The sequence below is a fragment of the Bordetella tumbae genome, from assembly GCF_054780995.1.
Genome location: NZ_BAAGVG010000010.1, coordinates 124,211 through 140,634 on the forward strand (window position 1 = coordinate 124,211; position 16,424 = coordinate 140,634).

Annotated in this window: 19 protein-coding genes; 9 read left to right on the forward strand and 10 right to left on the reverse strand. The window is 58.9% G+C overall.

Features of this window, described 5'->3' with window-relative positions; all coding sequences use genetic code 11:
• Window positions 1-173 precede the first annotated feature (173 nt).
• The 8 genes from ACYVI2_RS07840 to ACYVI2_RS07875 all read right to left on the reverse strand — a co-directional run bounded on the left by ACYVI2_RS07840 (window position 174) and on the right by ACYVI2_RS07875 (window position 7,034).
• A complete protein-coding gene (locus tag ACYVI2_RS07840; RefSeq protein WP_415819872.1) occupies window positions 174-1,169 on the reverse strand; it encodes a Bug family tripartite tricarboxylate transporter substrate binding protein in 996 nt (331 codons plus the stop codon).
• Between the two features lie 131 nt (window positions 1,170-1,300).
• Window positions 1,301-2,530 carry a pyridoxal phosphate-dependent aminotransferase gene (locus ACYVI2_RS07845; RefSeq protein WP_415819871.1) on the reverse strand — a complete coding sequence of 410 codons (1,230 nt, stop codon included), beginning with the start codon at window positions 2,528-2,530 and terminating at the stop codon, window positions 1,301-1,303.
• Between the two features lie 25 nt (window positions 2,531-2,555).
• Complete coding sequence (locus ACYVI2_RS07850; protein ID WP_415819870.1) at window positions 2,556-2,909, reverse strand: RidA family protein; 354 nt, start codon at window positions 2,907-2,909, stop codon at window positions 2,556-2,558.
• Window positions 2,906-3,829: an NAD(P)-dependent oxidoreductase gene (locus tag ACYVI2_RS07855; RefSeq protein WP_415819869.1), complete on the reverse strand. Its 924-nt coding sequence runs from the start codon at window positions 3,827-3,829 to the stop codon at window positions 2,906-2,908. Before ACYVI2_RS07855 ends, ACYVI2_RS07850 begins: the two co-directional genes overlap by 4 nt.
• Window positions 3,830-3,907: 78 nt before the next feature.
• Window positions 3,908-4,678 carry a GntR family transcriptional regulator gene (locus tag ACYVI2_RS07860; RefSeq protein ID WP_415819868.1) on the reverse strand — a complete coding sequence of 257 codons (771 nt, stop codon included), beginning with the start codon at window positions 4,676-4,678 and terminating at the stop codon, window positions 3,908-3,910.
• A 19-nt stretch (window positions 4,679-4,697) separates the two neighbouring features.
• Window positions 4,698-5,504 carry an amino acid ABC transporter ATP-binding protein gene (locus tag ACYVI2_RS07865; protein ID WP_415819867.1) on the reverse strand — a complete coding sequence of 269 codons (807 nt, stop codon included), beginning with the start codon at window positions 5,502-5,504 and terminating at the stop codon, window positions 4,698-4,700.
• Complete coding sequence (locus ACYVI2_RS07870) at window positions 5,501-6,166, reverse strand: amino acid ABC transporter permease (RefSeq protein WP_415819866.1); 666 nt, start codon at window positions 6,164-6,166, stop codon at window positions 5,501-5,503. Before ACYVI2_RS07870 ends, ACYVI2_RS07865 begins: the two co-directional genes overlap by 4 nt.
• A gap of 13 nt (window positions 6,167-6,179) precedes the next feature.
• Entirely contained in the window at window positions 6,180-7,034 is an 855-nt protein-coding gene (locus ACYVI2_RS07875) for a transporter substrate-binding domain-containing protein (RefSeq protein ID WP_415819865.1), read from the reverse strand.
• Between the two features lie 175 nt (window positions 7,035-7,209).
• Between ACYVI2_RS07875 and ACYVI2_RS07880 the strand changes: the two genes are divergently transcribed.
• The 6 genes from ACYVI2_RS07880 to ACYVI2_RS07905 all read left to right on the forward strand — a co-directional run bounded on the left by ACYVI2_RS07880 (window position 7,210) and on the right by ACYVI2_RS07905 (window position 11,351).
• A complete protein-coding gene (locus tag ACYVI2_RS07880) occupies window positions 7,210-8,478 on the forward strand; it encodes an NAD(P)/FAD-dependent oxidoreductase (protein WP_415819864.1) in 1,269 nt (422 codons plus the stop codon).
• 27 nt (window positions 8,479-8,505) lie between these two features.
• Window positions 8,506-9,246 (forward strand): aspartate/glutamate racemase family protein, encoded by a 741-nt coding sequence (locus ACYVI2_RS07885; RefSeq protein WP_415819863.1) that lies wholly within the window; start codon window positions 8,506-8,508, stop codon window positions 9,244-9,246.
• Window positions 9,247-9,580: 334 nt separating this feature from the next.
• A complete protein-coding gene (locus tag ACYVI2_RS07890; protein WP_415819862.1) occupies window positions 9,581-9,898 on the forward strand; it encodes a DUF4148 domain-containing protein in 318 nt (105 codons plus the stop codon).
• A 53-nt stretch (window positions 9,899-9,951) separates the two neighbouring features.
• Window positions 9,952-10,269 carry a DUF4148 domain-containing protein gene (locus ACYVI2_RS07895; protein WP_415819861.1) on the forward strand — a complete coding sequence of 106 codons (318 nt, stop codon included), beginning with the start codon at window positions 9,952-9,954 and terminating at the stop codon, window positions 10,267-10,269.
• 59 nt (window positions 10,270-10,328) lie between these two features.
• Window positions 10,329-10,664: a DUF4148 domain-containing protein gene (locus tag ACYVI2_RS07900; RefSeq protein ID WP_415819860.1), complete on the forward strand. Its 336-nt coding sequence runs from the start codon at window positions 10,329-10,331 to the stop codon at window positions 10,662-10,664.
• A 123-nt stretch (window positions 10,665-10,787) separates the two neighbouring features.
• On the forward strand, window positions 10,788-11,351 hold the full coding sequence (locus ACYVI2_RS07905) for a TetR/AcrR family transcriptional regulator (protein WP_415819859.1): 564 nt from the start codon (window positions 10,788-10,790) through the stop codon (window positions 11,349-11,351).
• A 152-nt stretch (window positions 11,352-11,503) separates the two neighbouring features.
• On the opposite strand, the gene ACYVI2_RS07910 is transcribed toward ACYVI2_RS07905, so the two are convergent.
• A complete protein-coding gene (locus tag ACYVI2_RS07910) occupies window positions 11,504-12,073 on the reverse strand; it encodes a TetR/AcrR family transcriptional regulator (RefSeq protein WP_415819858.1) in 570 nt (189 codons plus the stop codon).
• 115 nt (window positions 12,074-12,188) lie between these two features.
• Here ACYVI2_RS07910 and ACYVI2_RS07915 point away from each other — a divergent pair, with 115 nt between their 5' ends.
• On the forward strand, window positions 12,189-12,839 hold the full coding sequence (locus tag ACYVI2_RS07915) for an HD domain-containing protein (RefSeq protein WP_415819857.1): 651 nt from the start codon (window positions 12,189-12,191) through the stop codon (window positions 12,837-12,839).
• A 102-nt stretch (window positions 12,840-12,941) separates the two neighbouring features.
• Here ACYVI2_RS07915 and ACYVI2_RS07920 read toward each other — a convergent pair whose 3' ends face one another.
• Window positions 12,942-13,637 carry a nitroreductase gene (locus tag ACYVI2_RS07920; RefSeq protein WP_415819926.1) on the reverse strand — a complete coding sequence of 232 codons (696 nt, stop codon included), beginning with the start codon at window positions 13,635-13,637 and terminating at the stop codon, window positions 12,942-12,944.
• A gap of 286 nt (window positions 13,638-13,923) precedes the next feature.
• On the opposite strand from ACYVI2_RS07920, the gene ACYVI2_RS07925 reads away from it, so the two are divergent.
• Together ACYVI2_RS07925 and ACYVI2_RS07930 are read left to right on the forward strand one after the other, a co-directional pair.
• The gene (locus ACYVI2_RS07925; protein WP_415819856.1) at window positions 13,924-15,042 is read left to right on the forward strand and encodes an iron-containing alcohol dehydrogenase; all 1,119 of its coding nucleotides are present in this window, start codon (window positions 13,924-13,926) and stop codon (window positions 15,040-15,042) included.
• A gap of 29 nt (window positions 15,043-15,071) precedes the next feature.
• Entirely contained in the window at window positions 15,072-16,424 is a 1,353-nt protein-coding gene (locus ACYVI2_RS07930; RefSeq protein WP_415819925.1) for an amidase, read from the forward strand.

Consider the following 16,424-nt stretch of genomic DNA (forward strand, 5'->3'; position numbering starts at 1 on the left):
CGCGCAGGCGGCCGACCGACTCCGTGAAGCGCCAACACGGTCACTGCCCCGCCTCGACGTCCAATAGCACTCAATCCCCCGTGCTAGCAGCCCCGCAGAGCGTGAAAAAAATCAGCCCGTCCGAACATACCGGACAGGCTGATAGCAAACCCCGCAGCGACGAACGCGAGCGTTTAATCCACCTTCGCGCCCGACATCTTGACGACTTCCGCCCAACGCGCGATATCCGCCTTGTGCACGCGCTCGAACGCAGCGGGGCTGGGATCGGCTGGCGGCGTGATGCCTTGCGTATCGATCAACCAACGCTTGAACTCAGGCTTGGAAATTTCCTTGATCACCGCATCGCTCATGCGCTTCTGGATATCCGCAGGCAGCTTGGCCGGCCCAAACAGCCCATACCACGTGCTGCTCTCATACCCCGGCAGCCCGCACCCCTCGGCCACGGACGGTACCCCAGGCAGCGCCTCGATCGGTTTGGATACCGTCACGCCCAGCGCGCGCACCTGCCCCGAATTCACGGCGGCGATCGATGCCGCGCTCTGATTGAAAAAGAAATCGACCTCGCCCGACAAGAGCGCCGTCATGGCAGGCCCCTGTCCACGATAAGGTACGTGCACGATGTTGACTTTGGCCATCTGCGTAAACAACGCACCGGCCAGGTGACCCGAGGCTCCATTCCCGGTCGATGAATAGTTCATCTTGCCGGGATTCTTGCGAGCCAATTCAATCAGATCCTTGCAGGTCTTGATGTCGGGGTGTTTTTTCGGGTTGATCAATAGCACGTTCGGCACATCACCCAGCAAGGCAATGTGCGTGAAATCGTTCCAGACGTCAAAGGTCAGACTCTTCTTGTACAACTCCGCATTGATTGCGTGAGTGCCAGCCGTGCCGAACAAAAAGGTATAGCCATCAGGCGCTGCCCGCGCCACCATATCCGACGCCACGTTGCCGCCGGCGCCCGTACGGTTTTCCGCCACGATGGGCACACCCAGCGTCTCCGTCAGACCTTGTCCTAATTTGCGGGTATACAAATCAGTCCCTGCCCCAGTCGGGAAGCCCCCGACAATGGTAATGGCATGTGTAGGCCATTTGCTGTCCTGCGCAACGGCCGGCATGGCAGCGGCCAATGTCATAGCCGCCAACGCGGCAATACTGAAACGACGCAACATGATTATTCCCCTTGAAAAAGCATGGCTGCCGAACCCGGATATCCGAAAATCTTTAGCCTGCGATATTGAATGTGCGTGATGAATCACTGTGCGGCACTGACTGTCCGTCGTGACGGACAGCCGTTGCTGCGTTAGCTCAACTGCTCAACTGCCTTTGCAATACGCTCCAACGCCGTCTGCAACTGGGCCTGCGACGTGGCATAGCTGATCCGGAAATACGGCGCCAGACCGAAAATCGTGCCAGGTACCACCGCCACATCATGATCCTGCAGCAAGTACTCGCAGAAATCCGCATCCGTTTCCAGACGCTTGCCCTTCGGCGTGGTGCGGCCCAGCACCCCTGCGCAGCTGGCGTAGGTATAAAACGCGCCTTCGGGCAGACGGCAGCTCAACCCCGGAATCGCATTCAAACCATTCACCACCAAATCCCGCCGCACCTGGAACGACGCACGGCGCTCTGCCAACACATCCTGCGGTCCGTCCAGCGCCTCGATGGCCGCCGCCTGACTGATCGAGCACGGGTTCGACGTGCTCTGGCTTTGCACCACAGCCATCGCCCCGATCAATTCCTTCGGTCCGCCCGCAAAGCCCAAACGCCAGCCTGTCATCGCATAGGCTTTCGACAAGCCATTGACGGTCAATGTGCGTGACTTCAGGCGCGGCTCGACCTGCGCCATGGTCTTGAACGTGAAATCGCCGTAAATCAGATGCTCGTAAATGTCGTCGGCGAGCACCCAAACATGCGGATGCCGCAACAATACCTCGGCCAACGCCCGCAGATCCGCTTCACCATAGGCAGCGCCCGTCGGGTTGGACGGCGAATTCAACATGACCCAGCGCGTACGCGGCGTGATGGCGCGCTCGAGATCTGCGGGATCCATACGGAAACCGTTTTCCTCGCGGCATCCGACCTCGACCGTCTTGCCGCCGGCAATCGTGATCATGTCGGCATAAGACGTCCAGTACGGCACGCCAACGATGACCTCATCGCCGTCATCCAGCGTCGCCATCAAGGCATTGTGGATCACTTGCTTGGCGCCGGCGCCTACGTTGATTTCGTCCAGGCCGTACGTCACGCCATTTTCACGTTCGAACTTGCGCGCGATCGCGGCTTTCAACGCCAGGGTGCCATCGAGCAAGGTGTACTTGGTCTCGCCAGCGTGTATCGCACGAATGGCCGCTTCTTTCACGTTGTCCGGCGTATCAAAGTCGGGTTCGCCCGCCCCCAATACGATGACATCGCGCCCTTCGCGCTTCAGTTGTGCGGCGCGTGCGCCGATGCGCAGAATCTCCGACACCGCAATACGGGAGATACGACTGGCGCGGCGAAACGCCGGCGCCTGAGAATTATCGATAGACATATCCATCCTGAAAAAACATTCCCGCCTACAACGCGGCGGTCACCATTATCTCGACGAGAATTTCCGGCAGAGCCAGTTCGACGGCGCCGCAGCAACGCGCCGGCGCCTGACCGGGTACGATCCATGCATCATAGACCTCGTTCATCGCCTGAAAATCAGACATGTGCTGCAGCCAGATCGTGACATTCAAGAGCTTGGACTTGTCCGTGCCCGAGGCCGCCAACATCTCGTCGATCTTGGCCAGCACCTGGCGCGTCTGTCCTGCCGCATCGGCGCCACGATCGTCAGCCGTATGGCCGGCCAGGTACACCGTGCCATTGTGAATCACCGCTCGCGAACGGCGTGTGTTCTGGTCCAACCGGGTGATCGGCGCGCTCATTGCTGCACTCCCTTGCCCGAAATACGGCGGCAGTGATTCAGAGCGGATTGAATCAGGTTATCGCTGGCCTCGGGGGTACGGAATGCCGAGTGGGCCGACAGCGTCACGTTATCGAGCTTGGTCAACGGATGGTCCTTGGGCATGGGTTCGGTGACAAACACGTCCAGACCCGCATGACCCAGTTTGCCCGACTTCAGCGCGTCGATCATGGCGTCCTCGTCCACCAACGCGCCGCGCGCCGTATTGACCAGGATCGCACCATCGCGCATCGCGTTAATGCGCTCACGCGAAATAATGCCGCGCGTCTCGTCCGTCAACAGCAAATGCATCGACACCACGTGGCTCTTGGCCAGCACCTCGTCCAGTTCCGTGAAACGCACGCCCGGATGCGATTTCGCGCTGCGATTCCAGGCGATGACTTCCATGCCGGCGCCCTGGGCCAGACGCGCAACCTCTGCTGCGATGCCGCCGAAACCAATCAGACCCAGCGTCTTGCCCGTCAATTGCACGGCATCGCTGCGCAGCCAATTCCCTGCGCGCATTTCACGATCCATGCGCCCAAAGCCCTTTGCCGATGCCCACATCAAGGCAAACGCACACTCGGCCACGGCCGTATCGCCGTAGCCTTTGATGATGTGCACCTCAATGCCGATCTCCGCCAATTCCTCAGGATTCATATACGAACGCGGACCGGTTCCCAGGAACACGACATGCTTCAGACCCTTGCATTGACGAGCGATATCGGTCGGCAGATGCGTATGGTCGATGATGGCGATTTCTGCATCACCCAGCACGGCCGGCAACTGATCCGAGGTGATATCCGGCTGACGGTTGATGACCAACTCCAGATCATCGGCACGATGCAGGCGCTCGGCCACCGCGGACAAAGTAGGGTTGGCGTCAACGAAAATAGCTTTCATGAATAGTCCTGGTAAAAGTGAGATGTAAATCAAAACCTGCAGTGATGCCGGCTCGCGGCTGGTGTCAAGGAAGCGCCGTCAATCCCTCGTTTCCTTGACACCATCAGAGGAAGAGGCCCAGTCCTCCTGGTGTTCCATAAAACGCGACTCGGCATAATCGGCCAGCGCATTACCCGTATAAATCTCGGCATAACCCGCGCGGGTCAGCTCAATGATGTGATCCAGATGCTTTTCGATATGCTGGCTCATCAATGCCTGCACCACCGCCTGGTCACGTGTCTGCAGCGCGCGCACAATATCCGGATGGTCATTGCGCGTCTGACCACGGCGAGCCTTCAAATCGATCCAACGCGGAAAGCGCAGGCGCTCGTTAATCGAACGTACTGAACGCAAGAACTCGGGGTTGCCCGCCAAGGCAGCCAGATGCTCGTGAAAAGCTTCATCCCTGGACAACAGCCGCAATGCCTGAGCGTCCGTGTCGTCCTCGTCCCGGTTGCCTTCGACCATGGTCGCCAAATCGGCCAGCTCCTGGTCGGAGGCGCGCATACAGACCAGGCGCACGACTCCCAATTCCACCGTGGCCCGGTACTCGTAAAGGGCCATCAGTTGCTTCGCGTCCAACCCTCTCACGGTATAGCCACGATTGGGCGTCGCCACCAAAAATCCCTCGGCGGCAATGCGGCTGAGCGCCTCGCGCACAGGCGTGCGGCTCACGCCCAGTTGACGCGACAGCTCGAGTTCATTCACCTTTTCGCCCGGGCGCAGGCGAAATGTGGTCGCCATGGCCTTGATGCGATCATAGACCTGGCTGTGCGAGGAAGCCCGAGCGGCGGAAGTGTCAGAAGTCATGCGTCAATTATCAAAAAAATCACGCAGCCACGGCCGCCGGTAAAGACAAGCCATGATGAAAGCGCTGTAAAAAGGATTTCAGGCGTTCGTTACGCGGATGCCCGAAGATTTCAGAGGGAGTATCTATTTCGGCCATGACGCCGTCCAGCATGAATCCCACTCGATCCGACACATCGGCGGCAAACGCCATCTCATGCGTCACCAATACCATGGTCATGCCTTCCGCCGCCAGCGCCTTGATCACCCCCAATACCTCGGATACTAACTCGGGATCAAGCGCAGACGTCACCTCATCGAACAACATGACATCGGGCCGCATCGCCAGCGCCCGTGCAATGGCGACACGCTGCTTTTGCCCGCCCGACAGGCGGCTGGGAAAGGCATCGACCTTGTCCGCCAGACCGACTTTGGCCAGCAACTCGCGCGCCAGGTCCGAGGCCTCGGCACGCGCCATGCCTTTGACCTGCATGGGCGCCTCGATCACATTCTGCAGGACCGTCATATGCGGGAACAGGTTGAAATGCTGAAAGACCATGCCAATATCCCGCCGTAACGCGGCCAGGCAAGCATCCTTGGGAGCCTTCTGTTTTCCGTCGAACTCGAATTGATGTTCTCCGACAGCCAGACTCCCGGACTCAGGCATCTCCAGCAAATTCATGCAGCGCAGAAAGGTCGATTTTCCCGACCCGCTGGCGCCGATCAGCGTGACAACCTCTCCCTTGGCGACATCCAGCGACACGCCCTTTAGCACGTGATGCGCACCAAACGACTTATGGATGGCCGATGCCTGCAAAGCAGGCGTAGCTACAGCGTTTTTTGCATTCATCGGTGTGCTCCCATGCGTGCCTCTAGGCGTTGTGCAGCCAGCGTCAGCGGGAACAGCACGACAAAATAGACGACCGCCACCACGGTATAGGTCTCCAGCGGACGATAAATAGCAGCCGTAATCACGGACCCTTGGTACAACAAGTCGCCCACGGCAACCGTCGATACCAGCGACGTGTTCTTCAACTGCAAAACGGTTTGATTGATGAACGAAGGAATCATCACGCGCACGGCCTGCGGCAGAATCAAACGCCGGAAAATACGGCTACGCCGCATCCCCAGCGCCTTGCCTGCCTCCCATTGGCCGCGATCGACGGCTTCGATTCCCCCGCGGAAAATCTCGGCATAGAACGCGCCCCCATACAAAGACAGCGTCAGAAAACACGCCATCCCCGGCGACATTTCAACCTGGATCAAGACCGGCAGTGCGTAATACATCCACACCAATTGCACCAGCAGAGGCGTGCACCGAAAAATCTCGATATAGGCGACCACCGGCACATTGACCCAGCGGGGCGCGTTGGTACGCAACACCCCCGCCACCAGGCCAATGGCCAGGCCAGCCAGGGCCGTGGTCACCGTAAAGACAATCGTGATCCACAGCCCCTTCCACAGCAGGCCCGAGTACGGGGCGAGCGCGCCAAAATCCCATGCGTAATTCATGGTCGTGACCCGATCAGAATTGCACTTCGGGCGGGATATCGCTTTCCTTGACGTCCAACTCCGCCAGGCCTTGCAGGAACCATTCGCGGGTTTGCGCCATGGATCGGTTGTAATCGGCCCACACGCTCAGGAAATCGCGCCAGCGCTTGTCCCCGTCGAGCCGGACGGCAATATTGGTGGGCAGCGTCAAAATGGGGCGGGGAATCGCGATCTCGGCCAAGGCCGGATTTTTCTTCAGCATGGGCAATGCCAAAATGGCCAGCACCACATTGCAGTCGGCACGGCCCGTCGCCACCGCCAACACGGCTTCATCCCGGGTCTTGAACGACAAAATCGTGGCGTTCGGCGCGTAGCGCCGCGCGATCAATTCGTGCGCCGATCCCATGTCGACGGAAATACGCACTTCAGGCTTATTCAGGTCATTCCAGGTCTCGGGCTTGGCAAACCCCTTGCGCGTGACCGCGGTAAACGAGTGCACCAGGATAGGCGTAGCAAAATCCACCATGAGCGCCCGCTCGGGGGTGGGATTCACGGCGAAAGCCAGGTCAATCTTGTTCGATTGCAGATCCAGAATCTGATTGCCCCAGGTGGTTTCAACGGTCTCCACTTTGGCATTCAGCTTTTTCGCGATGTCGTTCGCCATGCTCAGACACGCACCCGACCACGTGCCATCGGTCAGGTTTTTGGTGAAGTACGGCGCCTGTCCCACGATCACCCCCATGCGCAATATCCCCGTTTTACGCACACGGTCCAAGGTGGAATCATTACTTGACGCCGCCTGTGCCGAAGCACGCGCGGGAATCCCGACGCTGGCAATGGCGGCGGCGCCAATCAGGGCGGAATGACTAAACAACTCTCTGCGCTTCATCGATTAACCCCTTGTATATGTATGAGAAAGGCGCCGAGACGGCACCGCACAGCGGATGAATGTGTACACCAAACTGTGCACATATATTGAATATTGTTTTGTATACAGTCAAGTGTTATGATTTTTTCACCCTGGGCGGCGCTTTACGCCACGTCCTTTCCTCACCGGTATCTCAATGGGCACAGATCAACACATCGTCATCATTGGCGCCGGCGCAGTCGGCGCAGCGACCGCCGTGCAAGCGCTCAACGCGGGAATGCGAGTCACCCTGGTCGAGGCCGACACGCCCGGAGGCCGGCAGGTATCCAGCTATGGCAATGCAGGTTGGTTGTCGTCGCACTCCATCTTGCCCCCAGCCGCGCCTGGCGTCTGGAAACAGGTTCCTACCTGGCTGAAAGACCCCCTGGGCCCATTGGCAATCCGCTGGAACTATCTGCCGCGCGCCATCCCCTGGCTGGTACGTTACCTGGCCTCGGCCTGGACATGGCCGCGCGTGGAACGCATCGCACATGCCCTGCGTTCATTACTGGCCGGTGCGCCCGCGCTGCATCAAGCTTTGGCCGAGCAGGCAGGCGTCTCGCACCTGATCGAGCAACGCGGCCTATTGCATGCCTATCTCTCGGAACAACATTTCCGCGCCGATAGCCGGGCATGGGACATCCGCCGCAACGAAGGAATCCAGTGGCAAGAGTTGAATACCGAGGCCCTGCGCGCGCTGGAACCCGACCTGCACCCGCGCTACACCTTTGGCGTACTGGTTCCTGAAACTGGCCACTGCCGCAACCCAGGCGCCTATGTAGCGGCCCTGGTACAACTCGCTCAAACTCTCGGCGCCGACCTGCGTCATACACGCGCCACCGGGTTTGATATACAGGCAGGAAAATTGCGGGCCGTGCGCACCGAGAGCGGTGACATTCCCTGCGACAAGGCCGTCATCGCGACCGGCATACGCTCACGCGAACTTGCGCGCCTGGCTGGGGATCGCGTCCCGCTTGCGGCTGAACGCGGCTACCACGCCGTCATCAAACAACCAGAGGGTGCGCCGCGCGTATCCACCATGTTTGCCGACTGCAAAGTCGTGATCAACAACATGGAAAATGGCCTGCGAGTCGCAGGGCAAGTCGAAATCGCCGATGTCGACGCACCGCCCGACTGGCGGCGTGCCCACATCCTGCGCGACTTGCTGATGTCTATTTATCCCGCACTGCCGGCCAAGCCCGCCGACGAACGCATCGACTATTGGCAAGGATGCCGCCCCAGTATGCCCGATGGCCTGCCTTGCATCGGTGCGGCCTCGGCGAGTCCTGATATCGTGCATGCGTACGGACACGGCCACATCGGCCTGGTCGGTTCAGCCCGCACAGGAGAGCTCGTCGTGCAACTGCTGCAGGGCCAAGCCACAACGATTCCGCTAGAGCCATTCAGTCCGCGTCGTTTCGCGTGACTCTCCCCTTCCCTCAAGGAACCCGTCATGTCCACGCTTTCCTCACCCGGCCGCATTGCCCGCGGCGGCAAATCGCTATACGGCGCCCCGCTGGGCATATTGATGCTAGATGCGCGTTTTCCCCGGATTCTCGGCGACATGGGCAATGGCCAGACGTGGCCATTCCCCGTTCTATACCGAGTCGTACGCGGCGCCAGCCCTGAAAAAGTCGTTTTACAAGGCGCACGCGGGACATTGGACGCCTTCATCGAGGCAGGCCGAGAATTGGTCGACCTGGGCGCAGAAGCCATCACCACGAACTGCGGCTTCCTGGCCCTCTTCCAACAGGAATTCTCGCAGGCGCTGGGAGTCCCCGTTGCCACATCGTCAATGATGCAAGTGCCATGGGTGCAAGCCACCTTGCCTCCAGGCAAGCGCGTAGGACTGGTCACTGTTAGCGGATCCACCTTGTCCCCAGCGCATCTGGCAGCGGTCAACGTCCCGGCTGACATCCCCGTCGCCGGCACCGAGAACGGCAAGGAATTCTTCCGTGTCCTGATCAAAGCCGAGAAAGAAGACATGGACATCGATCTGGCGCAACAAGACATCCTGGAGGCTGGACGGGACCTAGTGCGCCGCCATCCTGACGTCGGTGCGATCGTGCTGGAATGCACCAACATGCCGCCGTATGCCGCAGCGCTGCAAGCCGAACTCGGATTGCCGGTCTACGATATCTACTCAATGATTACGTGGTTCCATGCCGGGCTACGTCCCCGAGCGTTTGGTTAAGACCACATAGAACTTGCCGCTGCGTGCAGGCGGCTGATCTGCGCAGGCTTGCTTCCACGTCAACGCAAGCCTGCCTTACCCGGTATCCGACCGGTTCGCTCGCCTCTCCTCTGTGGCTCGATAGCCATCCCTTCCCCGCAAAGAAACAAAAAGACACAAATCTCTGCTTGATTCACCTACCTACTAGTAGATAACATACGTCTCATGGTTGGTCAGCAAACAAATCGCCCCAACCACCGCGCAAAAGAGCAGTCACTGAGCGCGTTTTTATTTCCCCAGTTATCTACCTATAAGTAGATAGTTTTAAAGACACTTTACTTTAAAGAGAACCATCATGAAAACCCTCGCTTCCGTACTGCTGATTTCCGCTTCCCTGGCTGGCACCGCTGCCTACGCTGCCGAACCCTCTGGTGAACTGGACTACCCGCCCACCATCACCCAGACCAGCCAATTGACCCGCGCTCAAGTCGTCGCCGAACTGCAACAAGCCCGTGCCGCCGGCCAAGTCACCTTTGGCGATATCGACGAACCCGTTACGCAAGTGGCCGCCAGCACCGTCACCCGCGCCCAAGTCCACGCCGAAGCCGTTCAAGCCAACGCCCACGGCCCTGTCGCATTCGACGGCGAAGGCTACCCCAACACCGGCGCTTGATCGACTTTTTATTTGACTACAAACCTACCTACACATAGATAAAGAGAATCATCATGAAAACCCTCGCTTCCGTACTGCTGATTTCCGCTTCCCTGGTTGGCACCGCTGCCTATGCTGCCGAACCCTCCGGCGAACTGGACTACCCGCCCACCATCACCCAGACCAGCCAACTGACCCGCGCGCAAGTCGTCGCCGAACTGCAACAGGCCCGTGCTGCCGGCCAGGTCACCTACGGCGAAAACGACGAACCCGTCACGCAAGTTGCCGACAGCAACCTTACGCGTGCCGAAGTCCACGCCGAAGCCGTTCAAGCCAACGCCCACGGCCCTGTCGCATTCGGCGGCGAAGGCTACCCCAACACCGGCGCTTGATTGGCTGTCGATCCGACCAAGCCTCTAGCGATAAAAAACTTTTTAAAAAGAGAATGATCATGAAAACCCTCGTATCCGCAGTGATGTTGTCGATGACCATGATGGGCGCTGCCTATGCTGGCGAACCCTCGGGAGAGTTGGACTATCCGCCCGTCCAAAGCAGCATCGGCACGGTCAGCCGCGCCCAGATCCAGGCTGAATTGCAAGCTGCGACAGCAGCCGGTCAAGTAACGTTCGGCGAATTGGAACAACCTGCCGCCTACAACGCCGGCCCGGTTCCCACGCGCGCCGAAGTGCAAGCCGAAGCCCACGCCGCACGCGATAACGGCAGCGACGCGTTTGGCGAACTCGACTATCAAGCCAGCACTGGCGTGAACTCCTCGTCCCGCAGCTAAGGACAGCACATGTTGTGTTCTGCGGCGCCGCCCTGCCTTCATACGGCGGCCCGCGTTTACTTCATTACTTGAGGAGCCTATCCGCCCCTTTTTCTATCAACCCTGCTTTCACCCGGTAGCGTCATGACTATGAAACCCGAAAACACTCGCGAACAAATCGTGCAACATGCCCAGCGTTTGATTCAGGAACGCGGCTACAACGGTTTCAGCTACCGCGACTTGGCCGACCTGATCGGCATCAAGACATCCAGCATCCACTATTATTTTCCGCAGAAAGAAGACCTGCTGCTGGCCGTCATACAGCAATACCAATCGCGCTGGAATGAGGCCATGCAAGGAATCGATCCGGCGTTGAGAGCCGACGCAAAGTTGCGTGCCTATGTCGATGCGCACCGCCGCGCGTTCTGCGGCACCGAACGTATTTGCCTAGGCGCGGCATTGGCAGCAGAACTCGGCGCCCTGCCCGACTGTGCGCGGCAAGGATTGCAGAATTTCTACGCGGCGAACGAAACCTGGCTCGTCAAACTGTTGGAACAAGGCGCCCACGAAGGCAGCCTGCGCGTTCCAGGAGATTTGCGCGCATCGGCCCGCGCGTTATATGCCGCCCTGCAAGGCAGTCTGGTCAGCGCTCGACTTTTTAAAAACGCAGAGCGCGTGGAAGACCTCTTGCCCGCGGTGATGGCGTAACGCAGACCATCAAAACAAGGCCTATGCATATGCGCGCAGGCCTTGGTGCATGATGCGGGCTAATGCCCCGTAACGATGGCGGAATCTCGAGCACGCACAGGCACGGCCTTTTACCGCACAATGCGGGGCCATGGTCACCGCAACAGAATCAACTAGGCGGCGACGCCGTGTTTGCAGCACACAGCGGTGATCACATCATCCAAGCGTTGCTGGTCCTGAAACAGACGCGAGCCCATCAGCGCCCCCTGGAACGCGGCAAACAGCCAACGGCCATCCGCCGCCGTATCGCCGCAAGATTTCAGCGAGCCGTCCTCTACTCCGGCAGCGACGACCTCGGACAGCCAGGTCTCGTGCATACGGAAAAACGCCTGCACCGATTGCCGTGCCCGGTCCGACAGCGAGGCAAAATCCGCAGCCAGCATGCCGCACAGGCAAATCTGGTCGGTGGGTCCGCCCCGGAACAACGCAGCATAACGTGCCAGCCGCTCGTTGGCGGGCACGGACTTGTCGATGCCGTGCAACATTGCATGGACCTGCACCGCGTACTTGTCGATAACGGCGATCAACAGATCGTCCTTGGCGGGGAAATAATAGTGAATACTGGCGGTTTTCACCCCTACGTGATCGGCCAGGTCCCGGTAGCTAAAACCGTTATAGCCCCGCCGCCTGATCAGGCACTGGGCATGTTCCAGAAGTTGGTCGCGGGTGGTAGCAGTATTCATAGTAGGGATATTGTTACCTACTAGTAGATCAGGGGTCAAGGCGAGCGAGTATCCTAGACTTTATTGTCGTTTTCTCCGCCACAAAGCGGCCGATTATTTACATTCACCCCCACTGATGTCCGACACTCTAGCCGCCTGGATTCCCCGTTTAACCGCCATTGCCGCCTCAGACAACCAAGACGACGGCGCACACGACCTGAACCACCTGCAACGCGTCTGGCGTGTCGCCCGGACCTTGCTGGACAGCTATCCCGAGGCCGACGCGCTGGTCGTCCTGACCGCCTGCTATCTGCACGACCTGGTCAACCTGCCCAAAAATCATCCCGAACGCGCCCAGGCCTCGCGTCTAGCAGCGCTCGAAGCCCGCCATCGCCTGGGGCAGACCGATTTCCCGGCAGACAAGCTCGATGCCGTCGCTCACGCCATCGAGGCGCACAGTTTCTCGGCCGGCATTGCGCCCACGACGCTGGAGGCCAAGATCGTGCAAGACGCAGACCGCCTCGATGCCTTGGGCGCCGTCGGCCTGGCCCGACTGTTCTATACCGCGGGCCGCATGGGGTCGGCTTTTGCGCACCCAGACGATCCCCTCGCACGCACCCGCCCGCTGGACGATCGCACCTACGCGTTGGATCACATCGAAGCCAAACTCGCGACACTGCCGCCGACCATGCATACGGCGGCTGCGCGCACAATGGCCGAGGCTCGGCTGGCGTGGTTACGAGAGTTTCGCGATACGTTTGTCGATGAATGGAGTCATCAGAGGTAATCACTGGAACTGATATAAATCAACTCAAGGCCAGCCCCCCTGCATTGCAAATGCGTTCGCCAACACATTCTGGGATATGCCGGCGAACCTTCAGTTGAAAACTTATATATCAACGAACGACACGAACTCCTGCAATTCCAGCTTGTCCAGGTTCATGTTGTTCTCGGGCACGCTGTTGTCGGCGTACCCGAGCGACATCCCGGCCACAACCATCTCACCATCTGGAATTCCCAACGCATCCCGCAGCACGGCCGACTGCAACGACCAGATCTGCTGCGGGCAGGTGTCCAGCCCTTGCGCACAGGCAGCAAGCATGATGTTCTGCAAAAAACAGCCATAACAAATAAAGCTTGCCCATTCGAGACGGCGATCCATCGTAAAGATCAATCCGACCGGCGCCCCGAAAAAACGGAACTGGTGCTCCACGTCTCGTCTTCGCCCCGCCAGATCACTTCGATGCACGCCCTGCGCATCGCCGAGCATGCCGCGAAAAGTATTGAAGCGCGATGAGAATGGCATCGGCAGCTCCTTTGGAAAGAAGGGGTACTGCGGCGCGAGTGCATCCTGCCCCGAGCGATAGGCCTCCACTGCCGCAGTCGTAACTTTTTCACGCGCCTGGCCGGTTAATACATAGCAGCGCCACGGTTGCGTGTTGCTGGAACTGGGTGCGTGCTTTGCGACCGAAAGGATTTGCCTCACCATGGTCGGTGATACAGGCCGATCCAGAAATTTACGTTTGCTGCGCCTCCCGCGAATCAAATCCGCAACCAGACCCGTTTTATCGATCTGCTCGACCATTGTCGTTTCCATCTCTATCTCCATGTCCATCATCTCCGTGGCCTTCTCATCTGTCGCGGCCGTGTTGAAAATCATAGACAAGTAACGGGAACAGAACAGCGGGGGATGTTTGCCTTTTGCGTTCATATGTTTGAACGACACCTCGCTTACGCAGCCAGAATCGAACGTCCATATTCGTGAACGATAAATCCAAGAACCGGACCTGCACGGCCGAGTCCGAATGGCCTATCTTCTTGTCGAAACGGCTCACATCAAATAGCGCCAACACACTTTCGGAGACGGACGGATGGAACAATTGAAATGCTTACCTCAGGAACATATCGTCTGGGGACGGGATATCGCAGGGCAAGTTGCCGTGTCGCTCGGCAGCTACGGCATCAAACGCCCCATCACGTTTACAGTCGAGTTCCTCAAAGCGTTGTACAGCGAATATCTGCAGCCTCATATCGCGGATAGCGTGGGAATATTCAGTGCGCTCCCACCGCACGTACCGGACTTCGCTGTGCATGAGGCTCTGCAAGCCTGTCTGTACGCACGTGCAGAGTCTATCGTCGCGCTCGGTGGCGGATCTGTACTCGATGCTGCAAAAGCGGTGTCGGACCTGCACTACCGCCAAACGGGACGCTACCTGCCGATTGCCGCCTTTCCGACTACGCTGTCAGGCTCTGAGTTCTCTCACTACTTTGGTGTGACAGAAACTGACGGGCCGCGCAAATTCAAACGCAGCTATGCAGTTCGCGAAACCACCCCCAAGCTCGTCGCCATCGACCCGCAGCTTATCGTCAATACGCCGCGCTCGCTGTTGCTGAGCTCCGCCATCAAAGGAATCGATCATGCAGTGGAAGGCATGCGCCTTGTTGGCCGCGATCATCCTCACGCAATACTTGCTGCCCGAGGGGTGGAGCGCTTCTTCAATGTGCTGGAGAAATGGCCCAAACAACTCGAAACCCGCGCAGCGCTCGAGCGCGGCCTAATTGACATCGACGATTTACTCCAACTTCAGCTCGCTGCCTGGCAATGCTATTTTTATCCTGCCTCAGTCATTTATGGTCTCAGCCATCGCATAGGGCATATCCTCGGCGGCACGTTCGGGCTGCCACACAGCATGACGTCATGCATCACACTGGCGCCCGCTATCCGAGCCTGTGCCGGCATCTATGGTGACAAACTGGACATCTTTTTTCCACACCCGCAGGGTATCCCGCCGGCCGCACTGCTCGCCGAACGGATTGCAAATCTCGTTGACGCACTGGAATTGCCCAATCGCCTAGGCTTGCTCGGCATATCTCGCGACCTGCGGCCAGATATCGAAGAAATGCTGGCGCAACACTACCCCGTCGAAGTGAGCGACTTGGGCGACAACGCTCGACGAAAACTCGCAACGTTGCTGGAGACTCTGTGGTGAGCTACTGCATCGAATCATCGTCGCCCATCATGGGGAAGGTTGCCAGTCTGCGGCATATTCACCGGGCCCTCGCAGGACGAGAAATCACGGCGACTGCGCTGACAGAACAAACGCTCAGAGCAGCAGAGGCAAGCCAACGTGCTGTCAACGCCTTTGCCAATATCGACTGGGATAGCTCACTGACCGCGGCTTCAGAGAGTGATCGACGCTACGACAACGGAACGGCACGGCCTCTCGAAGGATTGCCCATCACGATCAAAGATCTGATCGACACAAAGGATATGGACACATGCTATGGCTCGCTGGCATACCTTGGCCATCGTCCTGCCGCCGATGCGGATATCGTCCGCTCGCTGCTCGATTGTGGCGCGATCATCATCGGCAAAACCACCACGCATGAATTCGCATGGGGCGTGACGACGGCTAGCGAACCTTTTGGAGACACACGCAACCCACTCGATCCGACACGAATACCAGGTGGTTCTAGCGGTGGCGCCGCCGCCGCCATCGCGTATGGTGCTGTCACTGCCGGCGTAGGCTCTGACACCGGCGGGTCCGTACGGATTCCTGCCGCTTTATGCGGTCTGGTCGGTTTCAAGCCCACACTCGGCAGGCTTTCCACGCGAGGCGTCTTTCCCTTGTCGCCCACATGCGACCATGTCGGCTTGCTGGGACGGCAGGTCGACGACGTGCTGTATTTGGGCAATGTACTGAATTGCCAAACTCCCGAGAGTCATGCGCCGTCATCGGCACGATTGGGCGTGGTGCGCGAGATCGCTCCCGTGTCGCCGGCCGCCGATGTCGCCCTACCCTTTGATGCCGCAGTGCGGCGGCTCGCGCGGAAGTTTTCCTGCGTAGAGTTGGATTCGGCAGGTCTGTTTGACGGGATATTCGCCGCCTTTTCGAGCATCGTACTGATTGAGGGCGGCATTGAACATTTCAGGCGCAATAGCTGGGACCGCATCGTCACGAGCTACCGTGCGGAAACAGTCAACAGACTCGAGCGGGCGAGAGACATGGACATGCGTGCGTATGTCTGCGCCCAACGGGCCAGGGGAAGATTCATCGCCAGCCTTCATGACGCCATGCATTCGGTCGAGTACCTCATTTTGCCCACCTGCCCGTGCACCGCACCTGCGCTGAATACCGCCAGCATCGACATCGGTAATTGGTCCGGTACGGTGCGAGAGGCGTTGATGACCTATACCGCCCCCTTCAACATCGCGGGATTTCCCGCGATTTCAATTCCTATACCCGCCATGGACAAAGGCCTGCCGGCATCGCTACAGATCGTTGCCAGGCCCGGAGATGACGGTGCGCTGTTGCACATTGCCCAGCAGATCGAAGCGATCGTGTGCGGCGACGGCACCATAGAAAACTAA